A 13,053-nucleotide genomic window follows, 5' to 3' on the forward strand; every position below is an offset into this window, starting at 1 on the left:
TAGGTTGCGCTTGAGGAAGTTCCCGGCGCCGATGCGGTCGTCGATGAAACTCGCGAGTCCCGCGATGGCCTTGGGAGGGCCGTCGAGGCTCATGCCTGCCCCCTAACTTCAGCGTCCCCGCGCTCCCAGAAGCCGGGACCGACCCGGACGTTGAAGTCGCTCCGTGTGTTCCCCGTCGCGCTGGGTGCGGTTGCACCGGAGGCGCTTTGGCAGCCTCCGGCGGCACGAAGAGATCGTCGCCTGCCGCCGTGGTCGGCGAATGTACTCACCCATCGAACCGACCCTGAGTACCACCATCCCCCATACTCATCGCGAGTGCGGGCAATTACGAACCATCTAACATGCAACATCGACCCAAAAATGGGTGGGACTCAACCGGAGCGGTGCCGATGCGCGGCGTCGGTGTCAACGGATGTGGCGGTGAACGTCGCTCGCGGTGGACGGACCGGGTGCGGCCGGGGCGATCCAGGGGCCGTCCAGTGAGGGGTCGAGGATGCCCTCTTCCAAGAACGTGTAACGCCCGTCGAGGATCAGCCGGGCCAGCCGTACGTCTTGCGCGTCGGAGTTGTCCCACAGCCGGTGGAACAGCGCGTCCGCGCGCAGCCGAGCCTGGTGGCAGAACATGTCCGCGATCTCCTGCGGCTTGTGGCCGAACTCGGCGGCGTCCTCCTGGGCCCGGACGCATGTGGCGGTGATGGCGAACAGCTCGGCGCCGATGTCCACGATTCGGGAGAGGAAGCCCTGCTTGCGCTCCAGCTTTCCCTGCCATCGCGACATGCCGTAGAACGTGGACCGGGCGAGCTTCCTGCTGGCCCGTTCTACGTACCTGAGGTGGTGGGCGAGGGGACCGAAATGGGAGTAGGAGGTGGGGAACTGGCCGGCCCCCGCCACCAGCGTGGGCAGCCAGCGAGCGTAGAAGCCGCCCGCCTTGGTCGCCGCCCGTCGTTTGGCCTTGAGGTCGGCCTTCGGGTCGATGAGCCCTCCCGCGACCGAGAGGTGCGTGTCCACGGCCTCGCGGGCGATGAGCAGATGCATGATCTCGGTGGAGCCCTCGAAGATGCGGTTGATCCGTACGTCTCGCAGCATCTGCTCGGCGGGGACGCCCCGCTCGCCGCGGGCCCGTAGCGACTCGGCGGTCTCGTACCCCCGTCCGCCTCTCATCTGGACCAGCTCGTCCACCACTCGCCAGGCCATCTCCGAGCTATAAAGCTTGGCCAGGGCCGCCTCGATGCGGATGTCGTTGGTCTCGTCGTCGGCCAGGCGGCTGACCAGGCCGACGATGGCTTCCAGGGCGTAAGCCGTGCAGGCGATGAAGGAGATCTTGCCGGCCACCGCCTCGTGCTCTCCGATGGGGTGACCCCACTGGACTCGCTCGGCGCCCCACTCGCGGGCGATCTTGGTGGCCCACTTGGCCGTGCCGGCGCAGGTGGCCGGGAGCGAGAGGCGGCCGGTGTTCAGCGTGGTGAGCGCGATCTTCAGCCCCTGTCCCTCGCGGCCGATGAGGTTGCCCGCCGGGACGCGGACCTGGTGGAAGCGGGTCACCCCGTTCTCGATCCCGCGCAGCCCCATGAAGGAGTTCCGGTGCTCGACGGTGATGCCGGGGGCGTCGGCGTCGACGACGAAGGCCGAGATCTTGCTCCCCGTCCGCGCCATCACGACGAGGAGGTCGGCCACGACACCGTTGGTCGTCCACAGTTTCACCCCGTCGATGACATACCCGTCGCCGTCGCGGACGGCGGTCGTGGCCAGCCGGGCGGGGTCGGACCCTACATCGGGCTCTGTCAGGAGAAAGGCGGAAATCTCTCCGCGTGCGCATCGGGGGAGGAAACGCCGCTTCTGCTCGGGCGTTCCGAACAGCTTGAGCGGCTGAGGTACGCCGATGGACTGGTGGGCCGAGAGCAGCGCGCTCAGCGCGGGGGAGTAGGACGCGGTGAGCATGAGCGCCCGTGTGTAGTACAGGTGGCTCAGCCCCAGCCCGCCGTACTCGTCGTCGATCGTCATCCCGAACGCTCCGAGCGCGCGCAGGCCCTTGACCACGTCGTCCGGTACGACCGCGCTGCGTTCGATGAGCGCCGGGTCGACGCTGTCGTGCAGGAACCTCCGCAGCACCCGCAGGAAGTCCTCGCCCTTCCTGGCCTCCTGCTCGCTCAACTCCGGCGCCGGATGGACCAGATCGGGCCGGAAACCGCCCAGGAAAAGCTGCTTTCCGAAGCTCGGACGGGCCCACTCCTTCTCGCGGGCCTGCTCGGCGACCTCACGTGCCCTGGCGTACTCGGTCATCGCGACCTCCCTCAGGCCGTGGATGCCTTCGACGCTACGCCTGATTGCTACCCGCGAGTAGCTTCCGGTATCCCCAGCGGGTGCGCTGTGGACAGTGCGGGTGCGGAAAAGTCGTCCGTGCGGATCGCCACCTGGCCGGCTGACAGACGCCCGGCTAAGGCCAGGTGAAGGCTCGTTCCGTTCAGCGGAACGCTTCCGTTGCCGGGCCTGGGAGGCCTGGGTCACTCTGGCTGGGCGCAGGCGGTACGGCGGCCCGCATCTGCCCCACCGGCAGTCCACGGAACATCGAGAGAGGACCGCGATGGCACAAGTCGTGGGTGTTGTGACGCAATCCCACTCCCCACTGTGGTGGGCGGTGCCCCCTGCCGAGCCCGGCGACCCGGGTGCCCACTTCGTCGCCGCCGTGGAACGGTCCCGGGCGATCGTCGCGGAACTCGCGCCCGACGCCGTCGTCCTGTTCGGGCCGGATCACTTCAGGTTCGCCTTCTACGACCTGATGCCCAGGTTCTGCATCGGCGCGGAGCGGGTGGACGGGGTGGGGGACTACGGAACGCCCAAGGGCCCGCTGCCCACGGCGGCGGATCTCGCGCTCCACATCTACCGGCAGGTGTGCGCGGACGGTTTCGACCCCGCGCTGTCGTTGACGATGGCCGTCGACCACGGGCTGAGCCAGACCTACGCGGCGCTGTTCCCCGAGCTTGACGTCCCCGTCATCCCGATCATGGTGAACACGAGCGCACCGCCCCTGCCGTCCGCCCGCCGCGCGTACGACTTCGGACGGGCGGTCGGCCGAGCTGTGTGCGCGGACGAGGGCGACGCCCGCGTCCTCGTCGTGGGGTCCGGCGGAATGTCGCACTGGCCGCCCAGGCTCGACGCCTTCGATTCCGCCCTGCCGACCGAGGAGCGGGAGTTCCTGCTCACCGGGCGCGACCTCGTCGCGCAGCGGGAGGCCGGACGCCAGGCGCGGGTCAAGGCGATGGGCCGGGCGAACGGCAGGGTCAACCCGGAGTGGGACGCATGGGTCCTCGGCCGCATCGTGGAGGGCGACCTCGAGGCCATCGCGGACCTGGACGAGGACGAGATCGAGGCGGTCGGCGGAAACGGCGGGCAGGAGATCCGTACCTGGCTGGCGGCGCTCGCCGCCTTCACCGAGGCGACCGGGCAGTCCGTCGGCGCCACACGGTTCGACGCCGACTACGAGTCGGTTCCGGAATGGATCACCGGCATGGGCACGGTCACGGCCGCCGCTTCGCGGCGCGAGGCCGCCCACGCCACAGAAGGAGGTCAGCGGTGAGTCTGGAGAACAAGGTCGTCCTGGTCACGGGTTCGGCCAGCGGCATCGGCGCGGCCTGCCTCCTCGAGGCGGCACGCCGCGGAGCCCGGGTGGTCGTCAACTACAGCCGTTCGGCCGACGAGGCCGAGGCCACCGCCGAACTGGCGCGGCAGGCGGGTGCCGAGGTGCTCGTGGAGCAGGCCGACATCTCACAGGACGCGCAGGTCAGGAAGATGGTCGCCCGCGTCGAAGAGGCCTGGGGCGGGGTGGACGTGCTCGTCAACAACGCCGGCTACACCTCCTTCGTCGACTTCGACGACCTGGAGGGCCTCACCGACGAGGTCTGGCAGCGCACCCTCGGCGTCAACCTGATGGGCACCTGGTACGCCTCGCGGGCGGTCACCGCGAGTATGCGCGCCCGCGGCGCGGGCGCGATCGTGAACGTGAGCTCCGTCGGCGCCGTCACGGCCAGCGGCAGCAGCCTCGCCTACGTCGTCAGCAAGTCCGGCGTGCTCACCATGACCAAGGCCCTGGCCCGCACCCTCGGGCCGGAGATCCGGGTCAACGCGGTCGCCGCCGGGTTCGTACAGACCCGCTGGTGGTCCAAGCAGGGGTACGGCGACGAGGGCAAGGTGGACGAGCTGGCCCGGTCCGTGGGGGAGAAGACGGTCCTCCAGCAGGTGGCGACGCCCGAGGACGTCGCGGACGCGGTCCTCTGGCTCGCGGAAGGCGCCCGCATGGTGACCGGGGAGACGATCCTCGTCGACTCGGGCCTGCACCTCGGCGCTCCCGCCGTGTCGGGGAGGCGGTAGCCGTGGGCGGACCGGACCGCGCCCCCCAAGTCAGCGCCCCCCAAACCAGCGCGGCCCAGATCAGTACGGCCCAGGACATGTCGCGGGAGGCGGTGTGGCGGAAGCTCGCCGACGACCTGTTGCTGGCCGGCACGACCCGGGCGCCGATCGCCCCGCCGACGGAGGTCTATGACTGGCTCACCGTCGACGACGCCTACGCCGTCCAGCTGCTGCAGGTGGAGTCGCTGGTCGCCAGCGGCGCCCGGATCGTCGGCCACAAGGTCGGGCTGACCTCGGCGGCGATGCAGGCCGCTCTCGGCGTCGACCAGCCCGACTTCGGCCACCTGCTCGACCACATGGTCCTCCCGGAGGGCCAGCCGATCAGCGCCCGCAGGCTGCTGGCGCCCCGGGTCGAGCCCGAGATCGCGTTCGTACTCGGCCGGGAACTGGCCGGACCGGGCATCACGGTCGCCGACTGCGTCCGCGCCGTGGACGTCGTCATGCCCTGCTTCGAGGTGATCGACAGCCGGATCGAGGACTGGCGGATCGCTCTGGTCGACACCGTGGCGGACAACGCCTCCTCCGCCGCCGTGGTGCTCGCCGCCCGCCCGTACCGGCTGCACGAGCTGGACCTGCGGGACATCCCCTGCACCCTCAGCAAGAACGGCCGTCCGGTGCAGTTCGGCACCGGCGCCGCCGTGCTCGGCAACCCGCTGAACGCGCTGGCCTGGCTCGCCAACACGCTCGGAGCCAGGGGGGCCGGCCTGCCGGCCGGGGACATCGTCCTGCCCGGCGCCATGACCGCCGCGGTCCCGGTCGCCGCCGGAGATCACATCGAGGCGTCCTTCGGGCCGCTCGGGCACGTCACCGCATTCTTCAACTGATCGGGTCAAGGAGAACCATGGAAGCGGAACCCACCGCGGACGGCGTGACCACACCCGTCCGCTCCCTCGCCGACGTCCACGCCCTCGCCAAGCGCCTGTCCAACTGGGGCCGGTGGGGCGAGGAGGACGAGATCGGCACGCTGAACCACGCGACCCCGGAGCGGGTCGTCAACGCGGCCGGCCTGGTCCGCACCGGTGAGGTCATCAGCCTGTCGCTGCCGTTCGACACCAACGGCCCGCAGAACGGCTCCTTCGGGCGCAACAACCCGATGCACTACATGATGGCGACCGGGACGGACGCCGTCGGCGGCGCCCAGGACCACATGCCCACCACCCGGCACGCCGACGACGGGATCGTCATGCCGCTCTCCTGCGGCACCCAGTGGGACGGGCTGTCGCACATCTTCTACGAAGGCCGGATGTACAACGGCCGGCCGGCGGAGCTGGTGAGCAGCAACGGCGCGGCGCGCAACGGCATCGAGAACACCCGCGACCGGATCGTCGGGCGAGGCGTGCTGCTCGACATCCCCAGGTGGAAGGGCCGTCCCTGGCTGGAACCCGGCGAGGCCATCTACACCGCCGACCTCGACGGGTGCGCGCAGGCGCAGGGCGTGACCGTCCAGGAGGGCGACTTCGTCCTCATCCGCACCGGACAGATCGCCCAGGTCCGCGACCGGGGCAGCTGGGGGGACTACGCCGGTGGCAGCGCCCCCGGGCTGAGCGCCACCACGGCCGAGTGGTTCGCCGACAACGGCCTGGCCGGCTACGCGACCGACACCTGGGGCACCGAGGTCATCCCCAACGAGACGCCGGACGTGTTCCAGCCGCTGCACATCATCCTGCTCGTCCACGTCGGCCTGCTCATCGGCGAGATGTTCGACCTGGAGCAGCTGGCCGAGGCCTGCGCCGCCGACGGCCGGTACGAGTTCCTGCTCGTCGCACCCACCCTCCCGATCACCGGAGCGGTGGCCTCGCCGACGAACCCCCTGGCCATCCGCTGAGATTTGCCGCGGGTCATACGCGACAAAGACGACAAGAAAGGCACAGACATCATGCCGAGCTTGTGGACCGATATGTTCGGGGTCAGTTTCCAGCAGCGTTACTACGACGCGGGCGGCGTCCCCACCCGCGTCCTTGAGGCGGGAGACGGCCCGGAGACCGTCGTACTGCTCCACGGGTCGGGCGGGCACGCCGAGGCGTACGTGCGCAACATCGGCCCGCTGGCCGAGCACTTCCGGGTGCTGGCGGTGGACATGCTCGGCCACGGGCTGACCGGCAAGCCCGACCGCCCATACGAGATTCCCGCCTATGTCGAGCACCTGCGCGACGTGCTCGACGCGGTCGGCGCCGACCGGGCGCACCTGTCCGGCGAGTCGCTCGGCGGCTGGGTGGCCGCCCAGTTCGCGGTGGACCACCCCGACCGGGTGAACCGCCTTATCCTCAACACCGCCGGTGGGCTGTCGTCCTACCCCGAGGTCATGAAGCGCTTCAGCGAGCTGAGCCGCGCGGCGGTGCGCAACCCGGACCGGGACGGAGTGCGCAAGCGCCTGCAGTTCCTCATGCTCGACCCGGCCAACGTCCCCGAGGACCTGGTCGAGATGCGGTACCTCATCTACAAGCAGCCGGGGTTCGAGCAGGCCATGGACCGCATCCTGTGCCTGCAGGAGATGCCGATCCGCGAGCGGAACCTGCTCAAGGAGTCCGACCTGCAGCGGGTCACCGCCCCGACGCTCGTGGTGTGGACGACCCACGACCCGACGGCCCCCGTGGAGATCGGGCAGAAGTTCGCCGACGCCATCCCGGACGCCCGCCTGGAGGTCATGAAGGACTGCGGCCACTGGCCGCAGTTTGAGGACGCGGAGACCTTCAACCGGCTCGCCATCGCCCACCTGACCGGTGCCGAGACAGCGGGGACGGCATGACCGGGAACGCCGCCGTGACCAGCCGGCGCAGGCCGGTGGCCGCCATCGTCGGGCCCGGCAACATCGGCACCGACCTGATGGTCAAGCTGCTCCGTAGCGACCGGCTCGACCTGCGCTACATGGTCGGCGTCGACCCGGCGTCCGAGGGGCTGAACCGGGCCCGCAAGGCCGGGCTGGAGGCCTCCGCCGAGGGGGTCGACTGGCTGCTGGCCCGCCCGGAGCCGCCCGACATCGTCTTCGAGGCCACCTCGGCGGGAGCCCACGCCCGCAACGGCGTGCGCTACGAGCAGGCCGGGATCCGGGCGGTGGACCTCACCCCGGCGGCGCTCGGGCCGTACGTCGTGCCGGACGTCAACCTCGGCAGCCACCTCGAAGCGCCGAACGTCAACATGGTCACCTGCGGCGGCCAGGCCACCGTGCCGATCGTCGCGGCGGTCAGCGCGGTCACCCCGGTCTCGTACGCGGAGATCGTGGCCTCCATCGCCTCGCGCTCGGCGGGCCCGGGAACCAGGGCCAACATCGACGAGTTCACCCAGACCACCGGGCGTGCGCTCACGGTCGTGGGCGGGGCGCGGCGGGGCAAGGCCATCATCATCCTCAACCCGGTCGAGCCCCCGATGCTGATGCGGGACACGGTGTACTGCGCCATCTCCGCGGACGCGGACCAGGACGCCGTCGCCGCGTCGATCGTGGCCGCGGTACGGAGGGTGCAGCGGTACGTGCCCGGCTACGAGCTCCGGGCCGACCCGCAGTTCGACGACCCGCGGCCCGAGTGGGGCGGTCAGGCCCGGGTGACCGTCCTGCTGCGCGTCACCGGCAACGGCGACTACCTGCCGCCCTACGCCGGCAACCTCGACATCATGACGTCGGCCGCCGTGCGGGTCGGCGAAGACATCGCCCGCTCGATGGGTGCCGGCACCGAGGCCGGCACGGAGGAGGTGCCCGCATGACCGCGCCGACGGCCCCCGAGACCACACCGGTCCGCATCACCGACAGCACGCTGCGCGACGGCAGCCACGCGATGGCCCACCAGTTCACCGAGGCACAGGTCCGCGCGACCGTCCACGCCCTGGACGGGGCCGGGGTGCAGGTGATCGAGGTCAGCCACGGCGACGGCCTCGGCGGATCCTCGTTCAACTACGGCTTCTCCCTGGAGGACGAGCTCAAGCTGATCGCCGCCGCGGTCTCCGAGGCGAGGCAGGCACGCATCGCCTGCCTGCTGCTGCCCGGGATCGGTACCGTCGAGGATCTCGAGCGGGCCCACGGAGCCGGTGCGAGCGTCGCCCGGATCGCCACCCACTGCACCGAGGCGGACGTCTCCGCGCAGCACTTCGGGGCCGCCCGTGACCTCGGCATGGAGACGGTGGGCTTCCTCATGCTCAGCCACCGCCTTGACCCCGCCGGCCTCGCCCGGCAGGCCCGGATCATGGTCGACGCCGGAGCCCAGTGCGTCTACGTCGTCGACTCCGCCGGGGCCCTCGACCTCACGGGCACCCAGCAGCGCGTGGCGGCCGTGGTCGCGGAGATCGGCGCCGAGGCGCAGGTCGGCTTCCACGGACACCAGAACCTCTCCCTCGGCGTCGCCAACTCGGTGCTCGCGTACCAGGCAGGGGCGCGCCAGATCGACGGGGCGCTCTGCGCGCTCGGCGCGGGAGCGGGCAACAGCCCCACCGAGGTGCTGGCGGCCGTCTACGAGCGGATGGGCATCCCCACCGGGATCGAGCTGTCCACCGTACTCGCCGCCGCCGAGGAGGTCGTCCGCCCGTTCATCCCGAAGGACCCGATCGCCGACCGCTCGTCGATCATCCAGGGGCGCGCGGGCGTCTACTCCAGCTTCCTGATGCACGCCCAGCGGGCGAGCCGCAGGTACGGCGTGCCGGCGCACCTGATCCTCCAGGAAGTGGGCAGGCGCGGCTACGTGGGCGGCCAGGAAGACATGATCATCGACGTTGCCATCGAGCTCGCGCAGGCCCAGGCGGACCTCCCGCCGACCGATCAGGTCACCGGCATCGGATAGAACAGTTGTCGCAGCTCAGAGGCGGCAGCTCCGTAGAACCCCCGCGTTGTCCCCCCAAAGGTGAGGCACCATGATCGATCAGGCAGTCGCCGACCCGGCTCCGCGCCGGGAGATCGTCGGATCCCGCATACCCAAGCACGACGCGGCCGACTACGTCACCGGCCGGGTCACCTACGTCAACGACGTCGTCCTTCCCGGCATGACCCATGTCGCCCTGGTGCGCAGCACGCTGCCGCACGCCCGTATCGTCTCGGTCTCGGCGGTGGACGCCGAGGCCCGGCCGGGGGTGCTGGCCGTGGTGACCGCCGCCGACCTGGCGGGGGTGGCCGGCCCGGTCCCGCAGACATCGGACCCGGCGGGCGTGGGCGGCCAGCACGTGGACATTCCCGTCCTCGCCGCCGACCGGGTGGTCTACGTGGGGCAGCCCATCGCCGCCGTCGTGGCGGAGACGGCCGCCGACGCTCGGGCCGCCGCCGCGGCGGTGGCCGTCGAGTACGAGCCGCTGCCCTTCGTGCTCGACATCGACGAAGCGCTGGCCGAGGGCGCCCCGGAACTGCTCAACGAGGGGGCCGGCAACGTCCTGGTCTCCGGAGGATTCAGCGGCGGGGACCTCGCCGCGGCCGAGCGGGCCGCCGACCACGTGGTGGAGGGCGAGGTGCGCCTGCACCGGGCCGGTGCGGCGCCGATGGAGACCCGCGGGTACGTCGCCAACTGGGACGACCGCACGCGGCGGCTCACCGTCCACGCCACCGTCCAGAATCCCCATCCCTTCCGCCACGCGATGGCGACCGCGCTCGGCATCGGCGAGCACCAGATCCGCGTCATCGCACCCCGTATGGGCGGCTCCTTCGGCCACAAGACCCACGGCTACCCGGAGGAGGTGCTGATCTGCGCGCTGGCCAAACTGCTGAAGCGGCCGGTCAAGTGGATCGAGGACCGCGCCGAGGCGCTGCTCATCGGCGGACGTGAGATGCGCGGCCGGTTCCGGGTCCTGTTCACCGCCGACGCCCGCGTGCTGGGCCTCACCGCCCAGATCGACAGCAACCTCGGCGCCCCGGCCGGCGCGCCCGGCTGGCCGATGACGCTGATGGCCGCGCTGACGCTGCCCCACGGCTACGACATCCCGAACTGCGCCGTGACCTGGCGGGCCGTGGTGACCAACAAGGCCCCGTGGAACGGCACCCGCGGCTACGGCAAGGAGGTCGCCACCCTGCTCGCCGAACGGGTGATGGACCTGGTGGCCGAGACCACGGACGTCGACCCGGCCGAGGTACGGCGCCGCAACTGGGTGCGCCCGGAGGACTTCCCGTTCCCCACGCCGTCCGGCACCAACCTCGACAGCGGCAACTACCACGGGCTGCTCGACATCTTGGAGGCGCACGCCGGCCTCCCGGCGCTGCGCGCCGAACAACGGCAGGCGCGAGAGCGCGGCGCGCTCCTCGGGATCGGCATCGCCTTCGAGGTCGTCCCCGAACTGGTCGACCTGCCCGGAACGCTGCTCAGCGCCCAGGACACCGCCACCGTCAAGGTGGACCCGTCGGGACACGTCACCGTGCTCACCGGTGTGACCTCCCCCGGTGGGGGCAACGACACCGCCATCGCGCAGATCGTCGCCCAGGAGCTCGGAGTCCCGATCTCCATGATCAGCGTGGTCCAGGGTGACACGGACCTGTGTCCGTACGGCTTCGGCAACGTGAGCAGCCGCAGCACCGTCTCGGGCGGCGGAGCCGCCGCCCTGGCGGCCAGGGACATCGCGGCCAAGCTGCGCACCATCGCGGCGGGCATGCTCCACACCGAGGCCGACCGGATCGATCTGGAGGGCGGGTTCGCCAGGGTGAGCGGCGACCCGGACACGTGCGTGCCGATCACCGAGGTGGCGGGCGCCGTCTACACGCTGGGCTTCATCCTTGCCGCGGGGATCGAGCCGTCGCTGGAGGCGACGCGGAGCTACCGGCCCGGCAACATCCGGCACACGCCGGACGCCAACGGCAACATCCAGCCGTACTCGACCTACTCCAACGGCCTGCACCTGTCCGTGGTCGAGATCGACCCCGAGACCGGCGTCGTCACGGTCCTTCGCCACGTGATGGTGCACGACTGCGGCACCGTGATCAACCCGACGCTGGTGGAGGGCCAGGTCCACGGGGCGGTGGCGATGGGGCTGGGCTGCGCCCTGGGCGAGGAGGCGGCCTACACCGCCGACGGCAGCCCGGTCGGCACCGGCTTCAAGACCTACCTGCTGCCCCGGTCCACCGACATCCCCGAGTTCGAGATCCTGCACCAGGAGACCCCGACCCCGTTCACGCTGCACGGGGGCAAGGGGGCCGGCGAAACCGGAGTCGGCGGGGCCATCGCCGCGGTGGCCGCCGCGGTCAACGACGCGCTGCGGCCGACCAACACGAGCCTCACCACCATGCCGATCACCCCGGAGACGGTTCTCCGGGCGATCAGCGCCGGGGCCGAGATCCAGGGAGTGCGCAAGTGATTCCTACGTCCTTCGACTACGCGGCTCCGACGACGGCCGAGGAGCTCACGGCCCTGGTCGCGGCGGACCCCGCGGGGACGGTCGTGCTCAGCGGCGGGACCTGGGTGGTACCGGCGTTGAACCGCGGCCAGCTCACCCCGCGCCGCGTCGTCGACCTCAGCCGCGCGGGCCTGGGGTCCATCGAGCGGTCCGGCGAGACGATCCGCGTCGGCGCGGCCGTCACCTACGCCGACCTGCTCGCCTCCGACCTGATCGCCGACGAGCTGCCACTCCTGCGGCTGATGGCCCACGAGGTCACGGGCGGCCCGCAGGTCCATAACCAGGGCACCCTCGGCGGCTCGGTGTGCGCGGCGCGGCCCGGCTCGGACGCCCCGGCCACGGTGGTGACACTGGACGGCGTCGCGGTCATCGGCGGCGGGGCGTCCACCCGGCGGGTCCCGATGGCCGAGTTCGTCACCGGCGCCTTCACCACCTGCCTGGCCGCCGGTGAGGTGCTGCTCGGCTTCGAGTTCCCCGGGCAGCGCGGGGCCAGGACCGGCTACCACAAGGTGAAGCGTGGTGGGAGCAGCTGGCCGATCGCGACCGCGTCTGTCCTCCTTCACCTGGGACCGGACGGCCGGTGCGAGCGGGCGAGGATGACCCTCGGGGGGGTGGCGGCCACGCCGGTCCCCGTACCCGTCGAACAGGTGCTGCGCGGCAGGGCTCCGCTGCCCGCCGTGCTCGACGAGGCCGCCGGGCTGGCGGCGCGGCAGGTCACCGATCCCTGGCATGACGAGCTGGCGTCCGGTGCCTACCGGGCCGCCGTGACCCGCGCGGTCGCCGGACGAGCGCTGCGGCAGGCACTTGAGCACGACCACGAGGAGCAGAACCGATGACGACTCCGCAGACCTTCACGATGTCGGTCGTACTCAACGGTGAGCGTCGCTGTGCGCCGGTGGACCGCCGCATGGTACTGGTCGAGGCGCTCCGCGAGGGGTTCGGCGTGACCGGCCCGAAGGTCGGCTGCATGACCGGCGACTGCGGTGCCTGCACCGTCAAGGTCGACGGCAAGGTGGTCAAGTCGTGCATGGAGCTCGCGCAGGCGGCCGACGGCAGCGAGATCACGACCATCGAGGGGATGGGGGAGGACGGCCGGCTGAGCCTGGTGCAGCAGGCCTTCTGCGACCACTACGGGTTCCAGTGCGGCTACTGCCTGTCCGGAATGCTTTTCGCCGCCGAGGACCTGCTCGACGGTGACGACGACCCGACGGACGACGAGATCCGCTACGCCATCCAGGGCAATCTGTGCCGGTGCACCGGCTACCAGAACATCGTCAGGGCGATCAGGGGCGCCGCCGAGGCGCGCCGCGCCGAAACCGCGTCCTGACGCCTCCCGCGGCCCCCGGCACCCCCGCGGGTGCC

General features: G+C 71.2%; 11 protein-coding genes. 10 read left to right on the forward strand and 1 reads right to left on the reverse strand.

Annotated features, from left to right (window positions below):
- Positions 1-405: 405 nt before the first annotated feature.
- A complete protein-coding gene (locus AB0O34_RS33845) occupies positions 406-2,280 on the reverse strand; it encodes an acyl-CoA dehydrogenase family protein (RefSeq protein ID WP_363922545.1) in 1,875 nt (624 codons plus the stop codon).
- Positions 2,281-2,602: 322 nt separating this feature from the next.
- Here AB0O34_RS33845 and AB0O34_RS33850 point away from each other — a divergent pair, with 322 nt between their 5' ends.
- The 10 genes from AB0O34_RS33850 to AB0O34_RS33895 all read left to right on the forward strand — a co-directional run bounded on the left by AB0O34_RS33850 (position 2,603) and on the right by AB0O34_RS33895 (position 13,018).
- Entirely contained in the window at positions 2,603-3,574 is a 972-nt protein-coding gene (locus AB0O34_RS33850) for a hypothetical protein (protein WP_363922547.1), read from the forward strand.
- Positions 3,571-4,365, forward strand: coding sequence for an SDR family NAD(P)-dependent oxidoreductase (locus tag AB0O34_RS33855; RefSeq protein WP_363922549.1), 795 nt, complete (start codon positions 3,571-3,573; stop codon positions 4,363-4,365). The genes AB0O34_RS33850 and AB0O34_RS33855 overlap by 4 nt, the downstream gene beginning before the upstream one ends.
- 2 nt (positions 4,366-4,367) lie before the next feature.
- Entirely contained in the window at positions 4,368-5,228 is an 861-nt protein-coding gene (locus AB0O34_RS33860) for a fumarylacetoacetate hydrolase family protein (RefSeq protein ID WP_363922551.1), read from the forward strand.
- Between the two features lie 17 nt (positions 5,229-5,245).
- On the forward strand, positions 5,246-6,229 hold the full coding sequence (locus AB0O34_RS33865) for a cyclase family protein (RefSeq protein ID WP_363922553.1): 984 nt from the start codon (positions 5,246-5,248) through the stop codon (positions 6,227-6,229).
- A 72-nt stretch (positions 6,230-6,301) separates the two neighbouring features.
- A complete protein-coding gene (locus tag AB0O34_RS33870; RefSeq protein ID WP_363922555.1) occupies positions 6,302-7,150 on the forward strand; it encodes an alpha/beta hydrolase in 849 nt (282 codons plus the stop codon).
- Complete coding sequence (locus AB0O34_RS33875; protein ID WP_363922557.1) at positions 7,147-8,100, forward strand: acetaldehyde dehydrogenase (acetylating); 954 nt, start codon at positions 7,147-7,149, stop codon at positions 8,098-8,100. Before AB0O34_RS33870 ends, AB0O34_RS33875 begins: the two co-directional genes overlap by 4 nt.
- On the forward strand, positions 8,097-9,167 hold the full coding sequence (dmpG, locus tag AB0O34_RS33880) for a 4-hydroxy-2-oxovalerate aldolase (protein ID WP_363922558.1): 1,071 nt from the start codon (positions 8,097-8,099) through the stop codon (positions 9,165-9,167). The genes AB0O34_RS33875 and dmpG overlap by 4 nt, the downstream gene beginning before the upstream one ends.
- Positions 9,168-9,237: 70 nt before the next feature.
- Positions 9,238-11,652, forward strand: coding sequence for a xanthine dehydrogenase family protein molybdopterin-binding subunit (locus AB0O34_RS33885; RefSeq protein WP_363922560.1), 2,415 nt, complete (start codon positions 9,238-9,240; stop codon positions 11,650-11,652).
- Positions 11,649-12,527 (forward strand): FAD binding domain-containing protein, encoded by an 879-nt coding sequence (locus AB0O34_RS33890; protein WP_363922562.1) that lies wholly within the window; start codon positions 11,649-11,651, stop codon positions 12,525-12,527. The genes AB0O34_RS33885 and AB0O34_RS33890 overlap by 4 nt, the downstream gene beginning before the upstream one ends.
- Positions 12,524-13,018 carry a (2Fe-2S)-binding protein gene (locus tag AB0O34_RS33895; RefSeq protein ID WP_363922564.1) on the forward strand — a complete coding sequence of 165 codons (495 nt, stop codon included), beginning with the start codon at positions 12,524-12,526 and terminating at the stop codon, positions 13,016-13,018. Before AB0O34_RS33890 ends, AB0O34_RS33895 begins: the two co-directional genes overlap by 4 nt.
- Positions 13,019-13,053: the final 35 nt, after the last annotated feature.

This window comes from Sphaerisporangium sp. NPDC088356 (genome assembly GCF_040685555.1).
Lineage (GTDB): Bacteria > Actinomycetota > Actinomycetes > Streptosporangiales > Streptosporangiaceae > Sphaerisporangium.

Excerpts from the sequence above, each read along its gene's own strand:
- AB0O34_RS33845 (WP_363922545.1), bottom strand. The coding sequence starts at position 2,280 with ATGACCGAGTACGCCAGGGCACGTGAGGTCGCCGAGCAGGCCCGCGAG.
- AB0O34_RS33865 (WP_363922553.1), top strand. The coding sequence starts at position 5,246 with ATGGAAGCGGAACCCACCGCGGACGGCGTGACCACACCCGTCCGCTCC.
- AB0O34_RS33870 (WP_363922555.1), top strand. The coding sequence starts at position 6,302 with ATGTTCGGGGTCAGTTTCCAGCAGCGTTACTACGACGCGGGCGGCGTC.
- AB0O34_RS33875 (WP_363922557.1), top strand. The coding sequence starts at position 7,147 with ATGACCGGGAACGCCGCCGTGACCAGCCGGCGCAGGCCGGTGGCCGCC.
- dmpG (WP_363922558.1), top strand. The coding sequence starts at position 8,097 with ATGACCGCGCCGACGGCCCCCGAGACCACACCGGTCCGCATCACCGAC.
- AB0O34_RS33885 (WP_363922560.1), top strand. The coding sequence starts at position 9,238 with ATGATCGATCAGGCAGTCGCCGACCCGGCTCCGCGCCGGGAGATCGTC.
- AB0O34_RS33895 (WP_363922564.1), top strand. The coding sequence starts at position 12,524 with ATGACGACTCCGCAGACCTTCACGATGTCGGTCGTACTCAACGGTGAG.